At 77.1% G+C, this 22,760-nt stretch carries 6 protein-coding genes; all 6 read left to right on the top strand.

The genetic code is table 11. The features are described 5' to 3' along the window. Positions 1-144: 144 nt before the first annotated feature. Genes ABTZ03_RS24605 through ABTZ03_RS24580 form a run of 6 tightly spaced genes read left to right on the top strand, consistent with a single transcriptional unit; the run spans position 145 to position 22,758 of the window. A complete protein-coding gene (locus tag ABTZ03_RS24605) occupies positions 145-5,586 on the top strand; it encodes a non-ribosomal peptide synthetase (RefSeq protein ID WP_350515231.1) in 5,442 nt (1,813 codons plus the stop codon). Then, positions 5,583-6,929, top strand: a complete 1,347-nt coding sequence (locus ABTZ03_RS24600) for a cysteate synthase (protein WP_350515230.1) — start codon at positions 5,583-5,585, stop codon at positions 6,927-6,929. Before ABTZ03_RS24605 ends, ABTZ03_RS24600 begins: the two co-directional genes overlap by 4 nt. After that, the gene (locus tag ABTZ03_RS24595) at positions 6,926-10,279 is read left to right on the top strand and encodes a non-ribosomal peptide synthetase (RefSeq protein WP_350515229.1); all 3,354 of its coding nucleotides are present in this window, start codon (positions 6,926-6,928) and stop codon (positions 10,277-10,279) included. Before ABTZ03_RS24600 ends, ABTZ03_RS24595 begins: the two co-directional genes overlap by 4 nt. After that, positions 10,276-11,634, top strand: coding sequence for a serine hydroxymethyltransferase (gene glyA / locus ABTZ03_RS24590; RefSeq protein ID WP_350515228.1), 1,359 nt, complete (start codon positions 10,276-10,278; stop codon positions 11,632-11,634). The genes ABTZ03_RS24595 and glyA overlap by 4 nt, the downstream gene beginning before the upstream one ends. 31 nt (positions 11,635-11,665) lie before the next feature. Next, on the top strand, positions 11,666-16,288 hold the full coding sequence (locus tag ABTZ03_RS24585; protein ID WP_350515227.1) for a non-ribosomal peptide synthetase: 4,623 nt from the start codon (positions 11,666-11,668) through the stop codon (positions 16,286-16,288). 47 nt (positions 16,289-16,335) lie between these two features. Then, positions 16,336-22,758 (top strand): non-ribosomal peptide synthetase, encoded by a 6,423-nt coding sequence (locus ABTZ03_RS24580; protein ID WP_350515226.1) that lies wholly within the window; start codon positions 16,336-16,338, stop codon positions 22,756-22,758. Positions 22,759-22,760: the final 2 nt, after the last annotated feature.

Raw genomic sequence — 22,760 nt, 5'->3', positions numbered from 1 at the left:
CCCCGGGGCGGCCGCCACCGCCGACCCGGCACCACGGCGGCCGACCCCACACCGTCCGCCACCAGGACGGCAGGCACAGCACGACGGCCGCCACCACGACGGCGGACACAGGGCATCGGACACCGAACGGTGAGGGAAGAACGCGTGGACCCGCGACTTGAGCACCAGGACTGGATCTCGGCGATCGCCGCCACCGCGGCGGTGGATCCGGACCGCACGGCCTTCGAGTTCTCCGGGAAGGAGGACGCCCCGGCCGAGCGGCTGAGCTACGGACAGCTCGACCGCCGGGCCCGGGCCGTCGCCGCCCGGCTGCAGCGGCTCGGCCTGACCGACCGTCCGGTGCTGCTGCTCCAGCCGCCGGGCCTGGACTACGTGGTCTCCTTCGTCGGCTGCCTGTACGCGCGGGCCGTCGCCGTCCCGGTGTACCCGCCCAACCGCCGGCCGCGCTCGCTGGAGCGGCTGGTCGACATCGTCGCGGACTGCGGGGCGACGGTGGCGCTGACCACCGCCGCCGTCCGGGACCGGCTGCTGCCCGGCGACCCGGACGGCGCGGTGATGGACGTGCTGCGGCTGGTGGCGACCGACCAGGTGCCCGAGGCCGAGGCGACGGACTGGGCGCACCCGCGGGTCGACGCCGACACCGTGGCGTTCCTCCAGTACACCTCCGGCTCCACCTCGGCCCCGCGCGGCGTGGTGCTGACCCACGGCAACCTGCTGCACAACTCGGCGCTGATCCAGCGGGCGTTCCGCACCACCGAAGCCACCCGCGGCATGTCCTGGCTGCCGCTCTTCCACGACATGGGCCTGATCGGCGGCATGCTCCAGCCGCTGTACTACGCCGGCTCCTGCTCCCTGATGGCGCCCACCGCCTTCGCCCAGGACCCGCTGCGCTGGCTGCGCGAGATCAGCCGCACCCGGGCGACGGTCAGCGGCGGCCCCAACTTCGCCTACGACCTGTGCGCGGACCTGGCCACCCCCGAGGTGCTGGCCGGACTCGACCTGAGCAGCTGGGAGGTGGCCTTCAACGGCGCCGAGCCGGTGCGCGCCGAGACCTTCCGGCGCTTCGCCGAGGCCTACGCCCCGGCCGGCTTCCGGGCCGAGGCCTTCACCCCGTGCTACGGGCTGGCCGAGGCCACGCTGATCGTCTCCTGCAAGCCGCACGGCACCGCCCCGGCCCGTTACGACGCCCCCCACTCGCTGCTCGAAGGCGTCACCGGAGCCGACGGCACCGCCGCCGGGAGCACCGAACTGGTCAGCAGCGGGCGGCCGGACGACTCCCAGCGGCTGGAGATCGTCGACCCGGTCACCCGGCGTCCGGTGCCCGCCGGCGCGATCGGCGAGATCTGGCTCTCCGGGCCGAGCGTCGCCCAGGGCTACTGGAACCGGCCCGAGCACAGCGCGGCCACCTTCGGCGCCCGGCTGGCCGACGAGGAGACCGCCGACGACGAGGGCCCGACCTTCCTGCGCACCGGCGACCTCGGCCTGCTGCGCGACGGCGACCTGTACGTCACCGGCCGGCTCAAGGACCTGGTCATCGTGCGCGGCCGCAACCACTACCCGCAGGACATCGAGCAGACCGTCGCCGCCGTCCACCCCGCGCTGCGCGCCAACTGCGGCGCCGCCGTCCAGGTCGAACTGGCCGGTGCGGCCGAGCTGGTGATCGTCCACGAGGTCTCCCGCGACCACCAGGACGGCGACCTGCCGGCGCTGGCCCGCGCGGTGCGCGAGGCGGTCGCCGAGGCGCACGGGGTGCGACCGGCCGCGGTGGTGCTGATCCGCGCCGCGACGCTGCCGCGCACCTCCAGCGGCAAGGTCCAGCGCCATGTGTGCGCCGCCTCCTACCGGGAGGGCGCCCTCACCGCGCTCGCCCACAGCGGCCGTCCGCAGGGCGCCGCGGCCGAGCGGTCGGTGGCGCTGGACGCCGCCGCGCTGCGGGCCGCCGACCCGGCCGACCGCCCGGCGCTGCTGCTCGCCGCGCTGCGCGAACTGCTCGCCGCCCGGCTCGGGTTGACCGCCGGGGAGCTCGCGCCGGAGCGCCGGCTCGCCGAACTCGGCCTGGACTCGCTGGGCGCGGTCCGGCTGCGGCACGAGCTGCGTGCCGCACTGGGTGTCGACCTGGCGCTGACCGAGGCGCTCGCCCTGGACCTGGCCGGACTGGCCGACCTGCTCGCCGAGCGGCTCGACGAGCCGGCCGACGCCACCGCGGGGACCACCGCCGTCCGGGACGCCGCCACCGAGCCCGGCGACCACCCGCTCTCCCCCAGCCAGGCCGCCCTCCTGCTGCTGCACCGGGTCGCCCCGGACAGCCCGGCCCACCTGGTCTCCGCCGCCTTCCGGGTGCACGACGGACTCGACCCCGCCGCGCTGCGCGGCGCGCTGGACGGGCTGGTCCGCCGGCACGCCGTGCTGCGCAGCACCTTCCCCCGGACCGACTCCGGCCCGGTGCAGCGGGTGCACGCCGAACTCCCGCCCGTCTTCGAGCAGTTCGACGCCGCCGACTGGAGCGCGGCGGAGCTGACCGCGCGCCTCACCGAGGCCGCCGAGCAGCCCTTCGACCCGGAGACCGGCCCGCTGCTGCGGGCCCGGCTGTTCACCGGTGCCGAGGACGGCCACCGACTGGTCCTGACCGCCCACCACCTGGTCGCCGACCTGTGGTCGCTGTCCCTGCTGCTGGACGACCTGGCCACCGGCTACCCGGCGGTGCTGCGCGGCGCCGCGCCCACCGCGGTCGACGCCGCCGCCCCCTTCGCGGCCTTCGCCCGCCGCCAGGCCGACCTGCCCGCCACCGCCGCCGGACGGCGCGCCCTGGACCGCTGGCGCACCGCCCTCGCCGGGGTCCGCAGCGGGACCTCGCTGCCCGCCGACCTGCCGCTGCCCGAACGCCCGCGGATGCGCGGCGCGGCCGTGCCGCTGACCGTGGACGCCACCACCGCCGAGGCGCTGACGGCGCTGGCCCGGCGCGAGGGCGGCACCCTGTACACCGTCCTGCTGGCCGCCTTCCAGCTGCTGCTGGCCCGCTGCACCGGGGAGTCCGACGTGGTGGTCGGCAGCCCGACCCACGGCCGCGCCGACGCCGGGTTCGCCGACACCGTCGGCTGCCTGGTCAACACCGTGCCGCTGCGCGCCCGGATCGACCCCGCCGAGCCGTTCACCGCGCTGCTGGCCCGGGTGCGGGAGGACGCGGGCCGGGCGCTGGACGACGCCGAGCTGCCGTTCCCCTCGCTGGTCGAGCTGGTCCGCCCGGACCGCGACCAGGGCGGACGGCCGCTGGTGCGCAGCCTGTTCAGCCTCCAGCAGGCGCCGGGCGGGCACGCCGAGGCGCTGGTGGCGATGGCCACCGGCCGCGACGGCGTCCCGTTCGCCCTCGGCCCGCTGGCCTGCTCGACCCTGGCGCTGCCGGTCGGCGGCAGTCAGTTCGACCTCCAGCTGACCCTGGGCTCGGCCGCCGACGGCCTGGCCGGCTCGGTCCGCTACGACACCGACCGGTACCTGCCGGTGACGGCCGAGCGCTTCGCCGCCCGGTTCACCACCCTGCTGGCGGAGCTCGCGGCCGACGCCACCCGGCCGGTCGGCGCCCTGCCGCTGCTCACCCCCGCCGAGCGGGCGGCGCTGCTGGCCGGCGGCAACGACACCGCGCTCGACTACGACCCCGCCGACGGCGTGGTGCGCCGCTTCGAGGCCCAGGCCACCCGCACCCCGCAGGCCGTCGCGGTCCGCGCCGCCGGCCCCGACGGCGGCGAGCAGCTGGACTACGCCACCCTGGACGGGCTGGCCGACGGCGTCGCCGAGCGGCTGCGCGCCCTGGGCGTCGGCCCCGGCCGGACGGTCGCCGTGCTGCTGCCGCGCACCCCGCGGCTGCTCGCCGCACTGCTCGGCGTGCTCAAGTCCGGCGCCGCCTACCTGCCGCTGGACCCCGGCCACCCGGCCGAGCGGCTGGCCCTGGTGCTGGCCGACGGCGCGGCCGCCGCCGTGCTCACCGACCTGCCCGCCGACCGGGTGCCGGCCGGCGACTGGACGGTGCTGGCGGTCGACGGCATCGGCGGGGCCCGCCGCACCGGCGACACCCCGATCGACCCCCGGGCAGCCGCCTACGTGCTGCACACCTCCGGCTCGACCGGCCGCCCCAAGGGCGTGGTGGTCCCGCACCGGGCGCTGGCGAACCTGCTGGCCTCCTTCGAACGCGATCTGCGCACCGCCCCCGGGAGCGGCTGGCTCTCCGTCACCACCCCGGCCTTCGACATCGCCGCGCTGGAGTACTTCCTGCCGCTGGCCACCGGCGCGACCGTGCACCTGGCGGACGCGGCGGCGGCCGGCGACGGCTCCCGGCTGCGGGCCTGCCTGGAGGCCGGCGGGATCAGCCACCTCCAGGCCACCCCGGTGACCTGGCAGCTGCTGCTGGACGCGGGCTGGTCGGGCACCCCCGGGCTGACCGCGCTGTGCGGCGGGGAGCGGCTGCCGGCCGAACTGGCCGCCGCCCTGCTGGCCCGCGGCGTCCGGCTGTGGCAGGTCTACGGCCCGACCGAGACCACCGTCTGGTCGGCGCGCGGCGAGCTGACCCGCGCCGACCGGGAGCTGCCGCTCGGCACGCCGGTCGCCAACACCCGCCTCCACCTGGTCGATCCGTCGCTCCAGCCGGTCCCGGACGGGATCACCGGCGAGCTGCTGATCGGCGGCGACGGCCTGGCCGACGGCTACCTCGGCCGGCCCGGGCTGACCGCCGAGCGCTTCGTCCCCGACGCCTTCGGCAGCGGGCCCGGCGCCCGGCTCTACCGCACCGGGGACCTGGTGCGGCGCGGCCCGGACGGCGTGCTGCTCTTCGTCGGCCGCGCCGACACCCAGGTCAAGGTGCACGGGCACCGGATCGAACTGGGCGAGATCGAGGTCGCGTTGGAGCGGCTGCCCGCGGTGCGCCGGGCGGCGGTCGTGGTGGACGGTACGGGTGCCGGGGCGCGGCTGGTCGCCTTCCTGGAGCAGCACCGCGCGCAGGAGCACGGTCGGTCGGCGACGCCCGCCGAACTGCGCGAGCAGCTGCGCCGCACCCTGCCCGGCTACGCCGTCCCCGCGCTGCTGGTGACCCTGGACGAGCTGCCGCTGACCGCGAACGGCAAGGTCGACCGGCGGGCGCTGCCCGCGCCGGAGGCCGCCCCCGCGCAGGACGGGGCCGAGGGCGCGGCCGAGCCGCCGGCCGGGCCGACCGAGGAGCGGATCGCCGCACTGCTGGCCGACCTGCTCGGCACCGGCCCGATCGGCCGGCACGAGGACCTGTTCGACCGGGGCGCGCACTCGCTGCTGCTGGCCCGGTTCGCCGAGCGCGCCCGGACCGAGTTCGGCGCCGAGCTGCCGCTGCACCGGCTGTTCGAGCGGCCGACGGTCGCGGCCGTGGCCGCCATGGTGGACACGGCGGCCCGGGAGCGGCGGACCGCCGGCCCGGCCCGACCGGGGCTGACCCGGGTGGACCGCTCCCGGTACGCCGTCAGCCGCGGCACCGACGGCACGCTGCGCCCGCGGGCCGCCTCCGCCTCCGCCTCCGTCTCCGTCTCCGTCTCCGCGACGACCGTCGCGTCCACCGTCGGGGAGGGCCGATGACCTCCGCCCCCCAGGCCCCGGCCACCGGGCCGGCCACCGCGCCCACCGGCCGCGCGGACCGCCCGTACCTGCTGCGATGTCCGGTCTGCCGGGCGGACTACCAGGACGACGGGCTGCGGCTGGACTGCGACGCCGCGCACCGGCCGGGCCTGCTGAGCACGGAGTACGCCACCGCGTTCACCCCCGGCCCCGGCAGCGGCCCGTTCCGCTACCGCGACTGGCTGCCGACCGCCGGCCGGGCCCTGCCCGAGGGCAGCGGCGGCGCCACCTACCGGGCCGAGCGACTGGGCCGCGCACTGGGCCTGGCCGAGCTGTGGGTCGCCTTCAGCGGCTACTGGCCCGAGCGCGGCGCGGCCCTCACCACCGGCAGCTTCAAGGAGCTGGAGGCACAGGCGGTGCTGGCCCGGCTGCCCGAGCGGCCGCCGGTGCTGGTGGTGGCGTCCGCCGGGAACACCGCCGCGGCCTTCCTGCGGGCCTGCTCCCGCCAGGGCGTGGCCTGCGTGCTGGTGGTGCCGGAGACGGCGCTGCCGCTGCTCGCCGCCGCCGGTGAACGGGCCGACTGCGTCCGGCTGGTGACGGTGGCCGGCGACTACACCGACGCGATCGAGCTGGCCGACGCGATCGCCGCCCGGCCCGGCCACCGGGCCGAGGGCGGCACCCGCAACGTGGCCCGGCGCGACGGCCTGGGCACCGCGCTGCTGGCCGCCGCCGAGAGCATCGGCCGGCTGCCCGACCACTACGTCCAGGCGGTGGGCAGCGGGGCCGGCGCGATCGCCGCGCACCAGGCGGCCGGACGGCTGCGAGCGGCCGGCTTCCCGACCGCGGCCGACCCGGCGGGCCGCTCCGGCGGACTGCCCCGGCTGACGCTCTGCCAGAACACCCCGTTCGCACCGATGGTCCGGGCCTGGCAGGAGGGCCTGGCCGAGCCGGTGGTCGACTCCGGCCCGGCCGTGCGGAAAGCGATCGCCGCCGCCCACGCCCAGGAGCTCACCACCCGCAAGCCGCCCTACGCGGTGGCCGGCGGGGTGCGCGAGACCCTCACCGAGAGCGGCGGGGAGCTGCTGGCCGCGGACACCGCCGAGGCGGTCGCCGCCGGACGGCTGTTCGCCGAGGTCGAGGGCATCGACCTCGCGCCGGCCGCGGCGGTGGCCCTGGCCGGCCTGCGGCGGGCCGTCGCGGCCGGCCGGATCCCGGCCCGGGACACCGTGCTGCTGCACGTCACCGGTGGCGGCCGGGCCCGCCGCGCGGCCGAGCGCCCGCCGTCCGCCGCCGTCCGGCCGGACCTGCGGATCCCGGCCGGGCTGGGCGCCGAGGCCGCCGCCTACCTGGTCACCGGCGCATGACCGCCCCCGCCGCCACCTTCGTCCCCCACCCCACCCCCGACCGCGAACCCGAGCCGGCCGACCGGCAGAGAGCAGAGCAGACCATGCAGCAGTTCGCCTTCCCCGCCTCCTCGGCGCAGCGCCGGATCTGGCTGGTGGAGCGACTGACCCCCGGCACCAGCGCCTACCACCTGCCGTTCGCCCTGGAGCTGGCCGGCCCGCTCGACACCGCCGCGCTGACCGCCGCGCTGACCGAACTGGTCCACCGGCACGAGTCGCTGCGCACCTGCTTCGACCAGGTCGACGGCGAGCTGGTGCAACTGGTCGGCGAGCCGCAGGAGTTCACGCTGGAGACCCGGCCGACCGAGCCCGCCGAACTGGACGCCGTGCTGGCCGCCGACGCCGCCCGCCCCTTCGACCTCGCCCGCGGCCCGCTGCTGCGCGCGACGCTGCACCGGCTGGCGCCGGAGCGGCACGTGCTGGCCGTCACCGTCCACCACCTGGTGGCCGACATGTGGTCGGTCGGCGTGCTGCTCGCCGAGCTGGCCCGGTGCTACGCCGGCCAGGGCGACGAGCTGCCCGAACTCCCCGTCCAGTACGGCGACTTCGCGGTCTGGGAGGCCGAGACCCAGGCGGCCGACGACGACCGGGAGCGCGCCCACTGGCACCGGGCCCTGGCCGGCGCGCCCGAGCTGCTGGAGCTGCCCTGCGACCGCCCGCGCCCCGCGGCGCAGTCGCTGCGCGGCGCCACCCTGCCGGTCGAACTGTCGGCCGAACTGTCCGACGCCGTAAAGGCCTTGTGCCGTCGCTCCGGGGTGACCCCGTTCATGGCCCTGCTGGCCGCCTTCCAGGCGGTGCTGGCCCGGCACAGCGGCAGCGAGGACATCGTGGTCGGCACCGGCACCGGGGTGCGCCCGGCCGAGGCCGAGGGACTGATCGGCTGCTTCGTCAACATCCTGCCGATCCGCACCGCGCTGACCGGCGACCCCACCTTCGCCGACCTGCTGACCCGGGTCCGCCGGTCCGCGCTGGACGCCTTCGAGCACCAGCGGCTGCCGTTCGAGCGGATGCTCCCGGAGCGGTCGACCGGCCCGGCGCTCAGCCACAACCCGGTGGTGCAGTCGCTGCTGCTGGTGCAGAACGCCCCGCTGGCCGCCCCCGAGCTGCCCGGCCTGGCGGTGACCGTCCGGGAGGTGCCGCGGGGCGGCGCGCAGCTCGACCTCAACCTCCAACTGCGCGAACTGGACGGCGCGTTCACCGGCACCGTCGAGTACGCGAGCGACCTCTTCGACCCGGCCACGGTGGAGCGGCTGCTCGGCCACTGGCGGACCCTGCTGGCCGCCGCCGTCGCCGCCCCCGACACCCGGCTGTCGGCGCTGCCGATGCTGACCGCGGCCGAGCGCCACCGCGCCCTGGTCGAGTGGAACGACACCGCCCACGACTACCCGCAGGCCGGGGCCTGCCTGCACCAGCTGTTCGAGGCCCGGCTGGCCGAGCGCCCGCAGGCACCGGCCGTGCTGCACGCCGAGGGCGAGCTGAGCTACGCGGCCCTGGACGGGCTGGCCGAGCGGATCGCCGGGCGGCTGGCCGAACTGGGCGTCGGCCCGGACACCACGGTCGGCGTCTGCCTCGCCAAGGGCCCGGCCCTGATCGCCGCCGTGCTCGGCGTGCTCAAGGCCGGCGGCGCCTACCTGCCGCTCGACCCGTCCTACCCCGAACAGCGGCTGGCCTTCATGCTCCGGGACGCGGCGCCGCCGGTGGTGCTCACCGAACGCGCCCTGGCCGGACTGCTGCCGGCCGAGGGCACCGCGCTGCTGGAGGTGGAGGACGCCGACCGGTGGCCCGCCGAGCGGCAGCCCGCCGACCGCCCGGGCCCGGCCCCGGACAACCTGGCCTACGTCATCTACACCTCCGGCTCCACCGGCGCCCCCAAGGGCATCGCCGTCCCGCACCGCGGCGCCGTCAACAACCTGCTGGACCTCAACGACACCTACGGCGTCGGGCCGGACGACCGGGTGCTCGGCCTCTCCTCCCCCAGCTTCGACATGTTCGTCTACGAGACGCTCGGCATCCTGGCGGCCGGCGGCGCGGTGGTCATGCCGCACCCCGACCGGGCCCGCGACCCGCACCACTGGGTGGACCTGGTGCGCCGCCACCGGGTGACGGTGTGGAACTCGGCGCCCGCGCTGGCCGACGCCTTCGTCCGGGCCGGGGAGGAGCGCAACGTCCGGCTGCCCAAGCTGAAGGTCGCCTTCTTCGGCGGCGACTGGATCCCGGTCCCGCTGCCCGGGCGGTTCCGCCGGCTGGCGCCTGGGCTGGCCTTCATCGCCCTCGGCGGCGCCACCGAGGCCTCCGTCCACTCCATCACCTACCCGGTGGGCGAGGTCGACCCGGCCTGGACCAGCATCCCGTACGGCCGCCCGATGGTGAACCAGCAGGCCGTGGTGCTGACCCCGGCGCTGGAGCCGGCCCCGGTCGGGGTCCCGGGCGAACTCTGCCTAGCCGGAACCGGGTTGACCCGCGGCTACCTGGGCCGCCCGGGCCTGACCGCGGACCGCTACCGCCCGCACCCGGGCGCCGGCGACGGGCCGGTGCCGGCCGGCGCCCGGCTGTACCGCACCGGCGACCTGGCCCGCACCCGGGCCGACGGGGTGATCGAGCTGATCGGCCGGCTGGACCACCAGGTCAAGCTGCGCGGCCTGCGGATCGAGCTGGGCGAGATCGAGTCGGTGCTGCGCCGCCACCCCGGCGTCGAACGGGCCGTGGTCGCGGCCCGCGGCAGCGGGGACGAGCGCCGGCTGATCGGCTACCTGGTCGCCGCCCCGGCCGACGCGCCGACCCCGACCGCCGCCGAGCTGCGCGCCCTGCTCCGGGCCGAACTGCCCGAGTACATGGTCCCGTCGGTGTTCGTGACGCTGGACGCGCTGCCGCTGTCGCCCAACGGCAAGGTGGACCGCGCCGCACTCCCGGAGCCCGACGCCACGGCCGAGCGGGCCACCGCCGCGTACGTCGCCCCCCGGGACGACACCGAGCGGGTGCTGGCCGCGCTCTGGGCCGAACTGCTGGAGGTCGAGCAGGTCGGCGCCGAGGACGACTTCTTCGCCCTCGGCGGGCACTCGCTGCTCGCCACCCGGCTCGCCTCGGCGGTGCTGGAGACCTTCGGCGTCGAACTGCCGCTGCGCGAGCTGTTCGAGGCGCCCACCCTCGCCGAACAGGCGCAGCGGCTGGCCGCCCGGGGCCGGGAGACCGGCACCGACGTCGCGGCGGTGGCCCGGATCGCCGCCGCCCTGCTGGAGATGACCGACGAGGAGGCCCACGGACTGCTCGCCCGAGCGGACCGGCCCGTGGAGCACGAGGAGAGCCACGCATGAGCATCACCACCACCACGAGCACCGACACCCTGGCCCGTCACGCCGCACTCGGCGCGCACCGCCTAGCCGCCGCCGACCCGCTGCTGGCCGACCTGCTGGAGCGCGAGCACACCCGGCAGAACGAGACGCTGGCCATGGTGGCCGCCTCCAGCAGCGCCGACCCCTCGGTGCTGGCCTGCGCCGGCGCGAGCATCTCCAACGTCACCACCGAGGGCTACCCGGGCGCCCGCTACCACGCGGGCTGCGAACTGGTCGACGAGGTCGAGCGGTTGGCGGTGGCGCGGGCCCGCGCGCTGTTCGGCGCCCGGTACGCCAACGTGCAGCCGCACTCCGGCAGCACCGCCAACCAGATCGTGCTGTGCACCCTGATGAAGCCGGGCGACACCCTGCTCGGCATGGAGCTGAGCGCGGGCGGCCACCTCACCCACGGCTCGCCGGCCTCGGTGTCCGGGCGGTTCTTCCACGCGGTCGGCTACGGCACCGACGCCGACGGCCTGCTGGACTACGAGCAGGTCGCCGAACTGGCCCGGACCCACCGGCCCAAGGTGATCGTGTGCGGTGCCAGCGCCTACCCGCGCACGGTGGACTTCGCCCGCTTCCGCCGGATCGCCGACGAGGTCGGCGCCTTCCTGCTCGCCGACATCTCGCACATCGCCGGACTGGTCGCGGCCGGACTGCACCCCAGCCCGGTGGACCACGCGCACGCCACCACCACCAGCACCTACAAGCAGCTCTACGGCCCCCGGGGCGGCCTGATCCTGCTCGGCCGGGACGCCGACCTGCCGCTGCCCGGCACCAGGCGCACCCTGGCCCAGGCGATCTCCCACGGCACCTTCCCGTTCCTCCAGGGCACCCCCGACCTGGGGGCGGTGGCCGCCAAGGCGCGCGCCTTCGACATCGCCGCCCAGCCGGAGTTCCGCGCCCTGGCGCAGCGGGTGGTCACCGGCGCCCGGGAGCTGGCGGAGGCCTTCGCCGGCCTCGGCCACACCCTGGTCACCGGCGGCACCGACAACCACATGGTGCTGCTGGACGTCGGCCGGCGCGGGCTGACCGGCGCGATCGCCGAATCCGCGCTGGCCGGCTGCGGGATCGTGGTCAACCGCAACCGGATCCCGGGCGACCCGCACGGCCCCCGGATCACCAGCGGCGTCCGGTTCGGCACCAACACCCTCGCGCTGCGCGGCATGGGCCCGGCCGAACTGCGCCGCTGCGCCGCCCTGGTCGACCGGGTGCTCACCGCCGTGGTGCCGCACGGCACGGACGGCTTCGCCCTCGACCCGGCCGTCCGCGCCGAGGTGCGCGACCAAGTCGCCCGGCTCTGCCGGGAGTTCCCGCTGCCGCACCACACCTCCTGACCGCGCTCGCCGACCCTCCCGGGACTCCCCAATGACCCAGTCACCCCAGCGCCCCGCGCTCTCCGCCGAGAAGCGCCGGCTGCTCGCCCAACTGCTCCAGCAGCAGGGCCTCGCCCGTACCGACGCCGCCGGTCCGATCACGCCCCGCGCCGAGGGCGTCCGGCTGCCGCTCTCCTTCGCCCAGCAACGGCTGTGGTTCGTCGAGCAGTTCGCCGGCCCGAGCCCGCTCTACAGCATCGCCTGCACCGTCCGGTTCGCCGGCCGGCTGGACGCGCCCGCCCTGGAGCGGGCGCTGAACCTGGTGGTGGCACGGCACGAGGCGCTGCGCACCACCTTCCGCGCCGAGGACGGCCGGCCCGAGCAGGTCGTGCACGCCCGGGCCGAGGTCGCGCTGCCGCTCACCGACCTGTCCGCGCTGGCCGGGGACGAGCGGGCGGCCGCGCTCGCCGAGCTGACCGAGCGGGAGAGCCGCCGTCCGTTCGACCTGACCACCGGACCGCTGCTGCGCGGCCGGCTGGCCCGGCTGGGCGAGGAGGAGCACGTCCTGGTGCTCGCGCTGCACCACATCGTGGCGGACGGCTGGTCGCTGGACATCCTGGTCCGCGAGCTGGCCCACCACTACCGGCCGGCCGCCGACGGGCGCCCCGCGCCGGCTGAGCTCCCGGAACTCCCCGTCCAGTACGCCGACTTCGCGCTCTGGCAGCACGAGAAGGTGTCCGGCGAGGCACTGGACGCCCAGCTGGCGCACTGGCGGGAGCGGCTGACCGGCGCGCCCAGCGCGGTGGACCTGCCCACCGACCGCCCGCGCACCGCCCGGCAGGGCTTCGCCGGCGCCTCCTTCCCGTGGCGGCTGGACGGCGACCTCGCCACCCGGCTCACCGCGCTCGCCCGGGAGCACGACGCCACGCTGTACATGGCGCTGCTGGCCGGCTTCACCGCCGTGGCGCAGCGCTGGAGCGGGCAGAGCGACCTGGTGGTCGGCTCGCCGGTGGCCAACCGCAACCAGGCCCGGACCGAGGGCCTGATCGGCTTCTTCGTCAACATGCTGCCGCTGCGCACCGACCTGTCCGGCAACCCGACCTTCCGCGAACTGCTCGGCCGGGTCCGGGAGTCGGCGCTCTCCGCGTACGCCCACCAGGACGTGCCGTTCGAGCGGATCGTCGAGGAGGTCCGCCCGGACCGCGACGCCGGCGGGCGCACCCCGTTCGCCAATCTGCTGCTGGTGCTGCAGAACACCCCGGAGACCAGGATCGAGCTGCCCGGGCTGCGGATGGACGTGGCCGCGGTGGACACCGGCACCGCCAAGTTCGACCTGCACCTCCAGGTCACCGAGACGCCGCAGGGCCTGACCGGCCTGGCCGACTACCGCACCGAGCTGTACGACGAGCGCACGGTGCGCCGGTTCATCGACCAGTGGCTGCACCTGCTGGCCGCCGCGGTCGCCGCCCCGGACACCCGGCTGGACGCCCTGCCGCTGCTGGACGCGGCCGGCCGCGCGGCCGAGCTGGCGGCCGGCACCGCGCGGACGGCTGCGGCCCCCGGGCCCGTCAGCCTGCCGGCCGCGTTCGCCGAGCAGGTCCGGCTGCGCCCCGACGCGATCGCGGTCAGCTGCGGCCCGGAGCGGCTGAGCTACGCCGAGCTGGACCGCCGCTCGGACGCCCTCGCCCGACGGCTGCGCGCCCTGGGGGTGGGCCCGGAGAGCCGGGTGGCGATCTGCGTCGACCCCTCGACCGCGCTGGTCACCGGCATCCTGGGCATCCTGAAGAGCGGCGGCGGGTACGTCCCGCTCGACCCCCGCCACCCGGCCGACCGGCGGGCCTACACCCTCGCCGACTCCGGCGCGGTGGCCCTGGTCGCCGATCCGGAGCACACCGCGCTCGCCGACGGCATCCCGGTGCTGACCGTCGACCAGCCCGCGGACGGGCAGCCGCTGGAGCCCGCCCCGCTGCGCCCGGACCACCTCGCGTACGTCATCTACACCTCCGGCACCACCGGCCGCCCCAAGGGCGCGCTGCTCACCCACGCCAATGTGCTGCGGCTCTTCGAGGCCGCCGCCGCGGACGTGCCGTTCGGCCCGGAGGACGTCTGGTCGCTGTACCACTCCGCCGCCTTCGACTTCTCGGTCTGGGAGATCTGGGGCGCCCTGCTGCACGGCGGCCGGGTCGTGGTGGTGCCGCAGGAGGCCCGGCAGAACCCGGCCGCCTGCCACGCGCTGGTGCGCGCGGAGGGCGTCACGGTGCTCAGCCAGACCCCCACCGCCTTCCGCCGGTTCGCCGACGCGGACGCAGAGGCGGGCAGCCCGCCGCTCGCCCTGCGGCACGTGGTGTTCGGCGGCGAGGCCCTGGAGCCGGGCGCGCTGCGCGCCTGGGCCGCCCGGCACCCCGACGGCCCGCGGCTGGTCAACATGTACGGGATCACCGAGACCACGGTGCACGTCACCGCGCACCCGCTCGGCGCCGCCGACCTGGCCGCCCCCGGCAGCGTGATCGGCCAGCCGCTGGCCGACCTGGCGGTGCACCTGCTGGACCGTCGCGGCGAGCCGGTGCCGCCCGGCACGCCCGGCGAGCTGTGCGTCGGCGGCCCCGGCCTGGCCCGCGGCTACCTGGGCCGCCCGGGCCTGACCGCCGACCGCTTCGTCCCCTCCCCCGTCGGCGACGGCGAGCGGCTCTACCGCAGCGGCGACCTGGCCCGCCGGCTGCCGGACGGCACGCTGGAGTACCTGGGCCGGATCGACCAGCAGGTCAAGGTCCGCGGGCACCGGGTGGAGCTCGGCGAGATCGAGGCGGAGCTCGGCAACCACCCGGGCGTGCGGCACGCGGCCGTGCTGCCGCGCGAGGCGCCGGGCGGCGACCTCGGGCTGGTCGCCTACGTCGTCCCCGAGGAGACCCCGAACGACACCCAGGCGACGGACGACACCGAGGGCACGGACACCGAGGCGACCGGCGACGCCGCGCAGGTCGCCCAGTGGCGGACCGTCTTCGACACCGCCTACGAGCAGTACGAGCAGGTGGGCGGCGCCGACCCCACCTTCAACATCCGCGGCTGGACCAGCAGTTACACCGGCGAGCCGATCCCGGCCGAGGAGATGCGACGCTGGGTGGACGACACCGTCGCGCTGATCCGCGGCACCGGCCCGCGCCGGGTGCTGGAGATCGGCTGCGGCACCGGCCTGCTGCTCTTCCGGCTGGCCGGCCACTGCGAGCAGTACACCGCCCTCGACCTGTCGGACAGCGCCGTCGCGCACGTCCGCCGCCACCTGCCGGCCGACTGGGAGCACGTGCGGCTGCTGCGCCGGGCCGGCCACGAGCTGGACGGCCTGCCGGTCGGCGGGTTCGACACCGTCGTCGTCAACTCGGTCGCCCAGTACCTGCCGAGCGCCGGCTACCTGGTCGAGGTCCTCACCGGGGCCGCCGCGCTGCTGGCGCCCGGCGGGCGGATCGTGGTCGGCGACGTCCGGCACCTGGCCCTGCTGGACGCCTTCCAGGTGTCCGTCCTGCAGCCCGGCCTGCCCGCCGGGACGGCCGACGCCGAACTGGCCCGGCAGGTCCGCCAGGCCGTCCGGCAGGAGGACGAACTGCTGCTCGACCCGCGCTTCTTCGCCGCGCTGCGCCGGGAGGTCCCGCGGATCGGCCGGGTCGAGGTGCGGCCCAAGCCCGGGCGCGACCGCAACGAGATGACCCGCTACCGCTACGACGTGGTCCTGCACCTGGACGCCGAACCGGCCCCGGCCGAGGTGCGCACGGTGCCGTGGACCGGCGGCGAGCTGGGGGCGCTGCTGGACGGCTCCCCACTGGTGGTCACCGGCATCCCCAACGCCCGGGTGGACGCCGACGCCCGCACCGCCGCCCGACTGGTCGGCGCGGTCGGCGGGGCCGAGCAGGCCGGCGCGGCCGGGGCCGTCCAGGCCGACCAGGCCGACCGGCCCGCCGCCCTCGACCCGCAGGAACTGCGCGAACTGGCCGAGGAGTTGGGCCACTGCGTCGAGCTGAGCTGGGCGACCGGCGACCCGACCGGCCGCTTCGACGCCGCCTTCCGCCCGGCCGGCACCGAGCCGCACACCGCGCCGGCACCCGCCGGGGACGACGCGGGCCTGCCCTGGCCGCACTGGGCCAACGACCCGCACCGCGGCCGGGCCGCCCGCCACCTGGTCCCCCGGCTCCGTTCCCACCTGCGGGAACGGCTGCCGGAGTACATGGTCCCGGAGGCCTTCGTCACCCTGGACGCGCTGCCGCTGACCGGCAACGGCAAGCTCGACCGGGCCGCCCTGCCCGCGCCGGACTGGTCCACCGGCTCGACCGCACTGCTCGCCCCGCGCGACGGGACCGAACGGGCGCTCGCCGAGATCTGGAGCACCGTCCTCGGCGTGGCCCGGATCGGGCTGGCCGACGACTTCTTCGACCTCGGCGGCCACTCCCTGCTGGCCGTCCAGGTCACCGCCGCCGTCCGCGAGTCGCTGGGCCGCGAGCTGCCGGTCCGGGCGCTGTTCGAGGCACCGCTGCTGGGCGAGTACGCCGAGGCGGTGCGCCGCGCCCCGGCCGCCGAGGCACCGGTCACCGCCGCCGTCCCGGTGCGCGAGGCCGTCCCGGCCGACGACACCGGCTTCGACGACCTGTCCGCCGAGGAGCTGGCGGAGCTGATGGGCGGCGACCGGTGACCCCCGCCCCGCACGCACCCGTTCCCACCACCACGAAGGAGCACCCCGTGGCCCCCGCCCCCCGCAGCGCCGAGGTGCTGCCGGCCTCCGCCGCCCAGCGCCGGTTCTGGCTGATCGACCGGCTGGAGGGCCCGAGCGGCGTCTACAACACCGCCGCCGCCCTGCGGCTGCGCGGACCGCTCGACGTCGACCACCTCCGGCAGGCCTTCCAGCAGCTGGTCGACCGGCACGAGGCGCTGCGCACCGTCTTCCCGGCCCGCGACGGCGTCCCGGTCCAACTGGTGCTGCCCCGCCGCGTCTTCGAGCTGGGCCTGACCGAGGCCCCCGGCGCCGACCCGGCCGAGGTCGAGGAGCTGACCGGCCGGCTCGCCGAGCAGCCCTTCGACCTGGCCAAGGGTCCGCTGCTGCGGGCCGAGCTGATCGCCCTCGGGCCGCAGGAACACCTGCTGGTCGTGGTGCTGCACCACATCGTGGTGGACCGCTGGTCCTTCGGCCTGCTGATGTCCGAACTCTCCGAGTGCTACGGCGCCCTGGCCGAGGCCCGCCCGGTCCGGCTGCCCGAACTGCCGCTGCGCTACGCCGACCACGTCGCCCACCGGCAGGCCGTGCTGGACGGCGGCCTCGGCGACCGGCTGCTCGCCCACTGGCGCGAGCGGCTGGCCGGCGCGCCGCAGGCCCTGGAGCTGCCCGGCGACCGGCCCCGCCCGGCGGTGCGCAGCTTCCGCGGCGCGACCGCCCCGGTGCGCCTCGGCCCGGCCGCCTCGCAGGCCGTCCGCGACCTCGCCCGGGCCGCCGGGGCCACCCCGTTCATGGTGCTGCTGGCCGCCTTCCAGGCGGTGCTGGCCCGGCACGCGGGCACCGCCGAGGTCGTCGTGGCGACCGGGCCCGCCACCCGCGCGCCGGGCACCGAACTGCTGGTCGGCGCGCTGGTGAACACCGTGCTGCTGCGTACCTCGCTGGCCGGCGACCCGAGCTTCACCGAACTGGTGGAGCGGGTGCGGGGCACCGCGCTGGAGGCCTTCGAGCACCAGGAGCTGCCCTTCGACCGGCTGGTCGAGGAGCTGGCGCCCAGCCGGGACCTCTCCCGCAACCCGCTGGCCCAGGTCGGCTTCGTGCTGCAGAACGCGCCGGCCACCACGCCCGCGCTGGCCGGCCTGGCCGTCGAGCCGGTGGCCGTCGCCCGGGACAGCGCCCACCTGGACCTCGACCTCCAACTGACCGAGGAGGAGGGCTGCTTCACCGGCTTCGCCGAGTTCGCCCGGGACCTCTTCGACACCCCCACGGTGGCCCGGCTGCTCGGCCACTGGACCACCCTGCTGACGGCCGCCGTCCGGACCCCGGCCACCCGGCTGTCCGAACTGCCGCTGCTCACCGCCGCCGAACTGGCCCGGGAGCTGCACGACTGGAACGACACCGACCGCGAACTCCCGGCCGGCCGGCGGGTGGACGAGCTGTTCGCCGCCCAGGCCGCCCGTACCCCGCAGGCGCTCGCGACGGTCGACGAGTCGGGTTCCCTCGACTACCGGGAGCTGGACGCCTGGGCGGGCCGGATCGCCCACCGGCTGCGCGCGCACGGCGTCGGGCCGGAGGTGCCGGTGGCGCTCTGCCTGGAGCGCGGCGCCGGGCTCAGCGCCGCCATGCTCGGCACGCTGCGGGCCGGCGGCGCCTTCCTCGGCCTGGACCCGTCCTACCCGGCCGACCGGCTGGCCTTCATGATCGACGACGCCCGGCCCGCCGTGGTGGTGGCCAACCGGTCCACCGCGAACGCGCTCCCGGCCGGCGTCGAGGTGCTGCTGCTGGAGGAGATCGCCGAGGACGGACCGGAGTTCGGCCGCGGCGAGGACGACGGCAGCGGCGACCCGGCCGGAACCGGCGAGGCCGACCTCGCCTACCTGGTGTACACCTCCGGCTCCACCGGGCGCCCCAAGGGCGTCGCCGTCACCCACCGCGCCATCGTCAACACCTTCGCCGGGCTGGCCCGTTCGCACGGCTTCGGGCCCGGCGACCGGATGATCGCGCTGCACTCGCCGAGCTTCGACCCGGCCGTGCACGACTGCCTGGCCCCGCTGGTGGTCGGCGCCGCCGCCGTCTTCCCCGCGCCGCACGCCGCCCGCGACCCGCGGCACTGGGCCGAGCTGGTCGCCCGCCACCGGGTGACCGTCTGGTCGATGGGACCGGCCGGCACGGAGGCGATGCTGACCGCCGCCGAGGAGCACGGCCTGACCGTGGACAGCCTGCGCGCCGCGCTGATCGGCGGGGACGTGCTGCCGCCCGCGCTGCCGTCCCGGCTGCGGGCCGCCGCGCCCGGCTGCCGGGTGGTCAACTCGGCCGGCGTGGCCGAGGCCGCCTTCTGCAACAACGAGTACCCGGTGCCCGAGGACGCCGACCCGGCCGCCCCGGTGCCGTACGGCCACCCGCTGGACAACCAGCAACTGCTGGTGCTGGACGGGCTGCTGCGCCCGGTGCCGGTCGGGGTGCCCGGCGAGCTGTGCGTGGCGGGCGAGGGCCTGGCCCGCGGCTACCTGGGCCGCCCCGGCCTGACCGCCGAGCGCTTCGTGCCGCACCCGTACGGCCGGGTGCCGGGCGCGCGCCTCTACCGCACCGGCGACCTGGCCCGCCGCCGGGCCGACGGCGAGCTGGAGCTGCTCGGCCGGGCCGACCACCAGGTCAAGATCCGCGGCTTCCGGGTCGAGCCGGGCGAGGTGACCGGCGTCCTGCTGGGCCACCCCGCGGTGGCCGACGCGATCGTGGTGGCCCGCGAGACCGCCCCCGGCGACAAGCGGCTCGCCGCCTACTGGACGGCCGCCACCGCCACCCCGGCCACCGCCACGTCACACGCCACCGCCGCCGAACTGGCCGCCTGGCTGCGCGAGCGGCTGCCCGGCCACCTGGTCCCCGCCCTGTGGACGGAGCTGGCCGCACTGCCGCTCACCCCCAACGGCAAGGTGGACCGCGCCGCCCTGCCCGAGCCGGCCGCCCCCGCCGGGCCCGCCGACCGGCTCGCCCCGCGCACCGCCGCGGAGGCCGCGATCGCCGGGATCTGGCAGCGGCTGCTGGAGCTGCCCGAGGTCGGCGTGCTGGACGACTTCTTCGCCCTCGGCGGCCACTCCCTGCTGGCCAACCGCCTGGTCGGCGCGGTGCGCGCCGAGTTCGGCGTGGAGCTGCGGCTGCGCGAGGTGTTCGGCGCGGTCACCGTGGCCGCCCAGGCCGAGCTGGTCGAGCGGCTGCGCGCCGAGGCCGACGGCACCCCGGCGACCGGCGCCGCCGCACCGCTGCCACCGGTCCTCCCGGCCGACCGCACCCAGCCGCTGCCGCTCTCCTTCGCCCAGCAGCGGATGTGGCTGTTCGACCGCTTCGCCCCCGGCAACCCGGCCTACCACGTGCCCACCGCGGTGCGGATCGGCGGCGAGCTGGACCAGGCCGCACTGGCCGCCGCGCTGCGCGGGCTGACCGCCCGGCACGAGGTGCTGCGCACCGTGCTGCCCGAGGTGGACGGCGTGCCGACCCAGCGGGTGCTGCCGGTCGGCGAGGCGCCGCTGACCGTCCGCGACCTCGCCGACGGCGAGCAGGCCCGGGCCGTGGTCGACGCCTTCGTCACCCGCCCGTTCGACCTGACCGCCGAACTCCCGATCCGCGCCCTGCTGCTGCGGGTCGCGCCGGCCGAACACCTGCTGGTCCTGGTGATCCACCACATCGCGCTCGACGGCTGGTCGATGGGCGTGCTGGTCGAGGACCTGGGCGCGCTCTACGACGGCCGCGAGCTGCCCCCGCTGCCGGTGCAGTACGCCGACTACGCCCGCTGGCAGGCCGACCGGGCCGCCGAGGGCCGCTGGACCGACCAGCTGGCGCACTGGCGCGAGCGGCTGGCCGGCCCGCTGCCGGTGCTGGAGCTGCCCACCGACCGGCCCCGCCCGGCCGTACCGACCCTGGCCGGGGCGGTGCACGGGTTCGAGCTGCCCGCCGAGCTGACCGAGCGGCTGCGCGCCCTCGGCACCCGGCACGGCGCCACCCTGTTCATGGTGCTGCTGGCCGGCTACCAGACGCTGCTGGGCCGGCTCTCCGGCGCCCAGGACGTCCTGGTCGGCACCCCGGTCGCCGGCCGCGGCCAGCGCGAACTGGACGGCCTGGTCGGCTGCTTCGTCAACAGCCTGGCGCTGCGCGGCGACCTCTCCGGCGACCCGGCCTTCGCCGCCCTGCTGGAGCGCACCCGCGACCGGACCCTGGCGGACTTCGACGCCCAGGAGGTGCCGTTCGAGCAGGTGCTGGACGCCGTCGGCGCCGAGCGCGACCCGGCCCGGCACCCGGTGTTCCAGACCATGCTGACGCTGCAGAGCGCCCGCCCGCCCCGGGCCGGCTTCGCCGGGCTGCGGGTGGACCCGCTGGACGCGGACACCGGCTCCTGCCTGATGGACCTGATGTTCACCGCCGTCGAGCGGGACGGCGGGCTGGCCTTCACGGTCGAGTACGCGACCGACCTGTTCGACCCGGCCGGCATCGCCCGCCTGGCGCACCGCTTCGGCGTGCTGCTGTCGGCCGCCGCCGACGCGCCGGACACCCCGCTGTCCGGGCTGCCGCTGCTCGACGCCGCGGAGCGCCGCACCGTGCTCACCGAGTGGAACGACACCGCCCGCCCGGTCCCCGCCGGGGGCCTGCACCAGCTGGTCGCGGCGGCCGCCGCCCGCACCCCGGACGCCCCGGCGCTGGAGCACGAGGGCCGCACCACCGGCTACGCCGAACTGGAGGCCGCCGCCGAGCGCTGCGCCGCCCGGCTGCGCGCGCTGGGCGTCGGCGGCGGCAGCGTGGTCGCGGTGCACGCGGCCCCGACCCCGCGGCTGGTCGCCGCCCTGCTCGGAGTGCTCAAGGCGGGCGCTGCGTTCACCACGCTGGACCCGGAGCTGCCCGAGGAGCGGCTACGGCTGCTGCTGGAGCTGTCCGGCGCCGACCTGGTGCTCACCGACGGCCCCACCGCCCTCCCGCTGCCGGACGGGCTGCGGACCGCCCCGATCGACGGGCCGGACGAGCCCACCGCTGCGGTCGGCCCCGCCCTGGCGACCGAACCGGACGCGCTGGCCTGCGTGTTCTTCACCTCCGGCACCACCGGCACCCCCAAGGGCTCGATGTTCACCCACCGGGGCCTGGTGAACTTCGCCCTGGCGATGGCCGAGGAGTTCCGGCTCGCCCCCGGCGACCGCTTCCTGCAGCTGGCCTCCACCGGCTTCGACGTCCTGCTGGAGGAGCTGTTCCCGGCCCTCGCGGCCGGCGCCACCGTGGTGCTGCCCGGCGCCCGGCTGCTGGCCGGCGGCGTCGACCTGACCCGCTACCTGGCGGAGCACCGGATCACCGGCCTCGAACTGACCACCGCCTACTGGCACGACTGGACCGCCGAGCTGGAGCGCACCGGCGCCGCGCTGCCGCCGTCCCTGAAGTTCGTCGCGATGGGCGGCGAACGCGTCCGCCGCGACCTGCTGACCGCCTGGCAGCGCCTCGGCGTCCCGCTGGTGCACGTGTACGGGCTCACCGAGGTGACCTGCACCTCGGCCACCCGGCGGGTCACCGACGAGCCGGTGGCCGGCGAGGGCCTGCCGATCGGCCGTCCGCTGCCCAACACCGCCGTCTACCTGCTGGACCCGGCCGGCCGGCCGGTCCCGGTCGGCTCCCCCGGCGAACTGTTCCTCGGCGGCACCGGCCTGGCCCGCGGCTACCTCGGCCGCCCGGGCCTGACCGCCGAGCGCTTCGTCCCGGACCCGTACGGCGAGCCCGGCGCCCGGCTCTACCGCACCGGCGACCTGGCCCGCCACCGGGCCGACGGCGAGGTGGAGTTCATCGGCCGCGCCGACCAGCAGGTGAAGATCCGCGGCCACCGGATCGAACCCGGCGAGGTGGAGGCCCGGCTCGCCGAACTGCCCGGCGTCGGCACCGCGGCGGTCGTGGTCCGCGAGGACGAGCCCGGTGAGAAGCGGCTGGTCGGCTATGTGACGGCCGCCCCCGGCGGCACCCCGGACGTCCTCGAACTGCGCACCGCGCTGCGCGAGCGGCTGCCCGAGTACCTGGTGCCCTCGGCCGTCGTGCTGCTGCCCGCCCTGCCGCTGAACGGCAACGGCAAGCTCGACCGCGGCGCCCTGCCCCGGCCCGGCCGGGCCGAGCTGGCGGACGGCGCCTTCCAGGCCCCGCGCACCCCCGCCGAGACGGAACTCGCCGAACTGGCGGGCGAGTTGCTCGGCCTGTCGGCCGTCGGCGTGCACGACGACCTGTTCGACCTGGGCCTGCACTCGCTGCTGGCCGCCCGCTTCGCCGCCCGGGTCCGGGAGACCTGCCGGGTCGAGATGCCCCTGCGGGTCTTCTACGAGGCGCCCACCGTCGCCGAGTTGGCCCTGCGCGTGGTCCAGCTCCAGGCCGAGGAGACCGACCCGGACGACCTGGCCGCCCTGCTCGCCGAACTGGAGGCCGAGGACGGCCTCGCCACCGCCTGACC

Origin of the sequence: Kitasatospora sp. NPDC096077 (assembly GCF_040303245.1) — a bacterium.
Classification (GTDB): Bacteria; Actinomycetota; Actinomycetes; order Streptomycetales; family Streptomycetaceae; genus Kitasatospora.
The sequence above is the reverse complement of the archived record's forward strand: the minus strand, read 5'-3'. Positions and strand labels throughout refer to the sequence as shown.

Bases quoted from the DNA above. Each gene is read 5' to 3' on its own strand.
- ABTZ03_RS24600 (WP_350515230.1), top strand. From the start codon at position 5,583: ATGACCTCCGCCCCCCAGGCCCCGGCCACCGGGCCGGCCACCGCGCCC.
- ABTZ03_RS24595 (WP_350515229.1), top strand. From the start codon at position 6,926: ATGACCGCCCCCGCCGCCACCTTCGTCCCCCACCCCACCCCCGACCGC.
- glyA (WP_350515228.1), top strand. From the start codon at position 10,276: ATGAGCATCACCACCACCACGAGCACCGACACCCTGGCCCGTCACGCC.
- ABTZ03_RS24585 (WP_350515227.1), top strand. From the start codon at position 11,666: ATGACCCAGTCACCCCAGCGCCCCGCGCTCTCCGCCGAGAAGCGCCGG.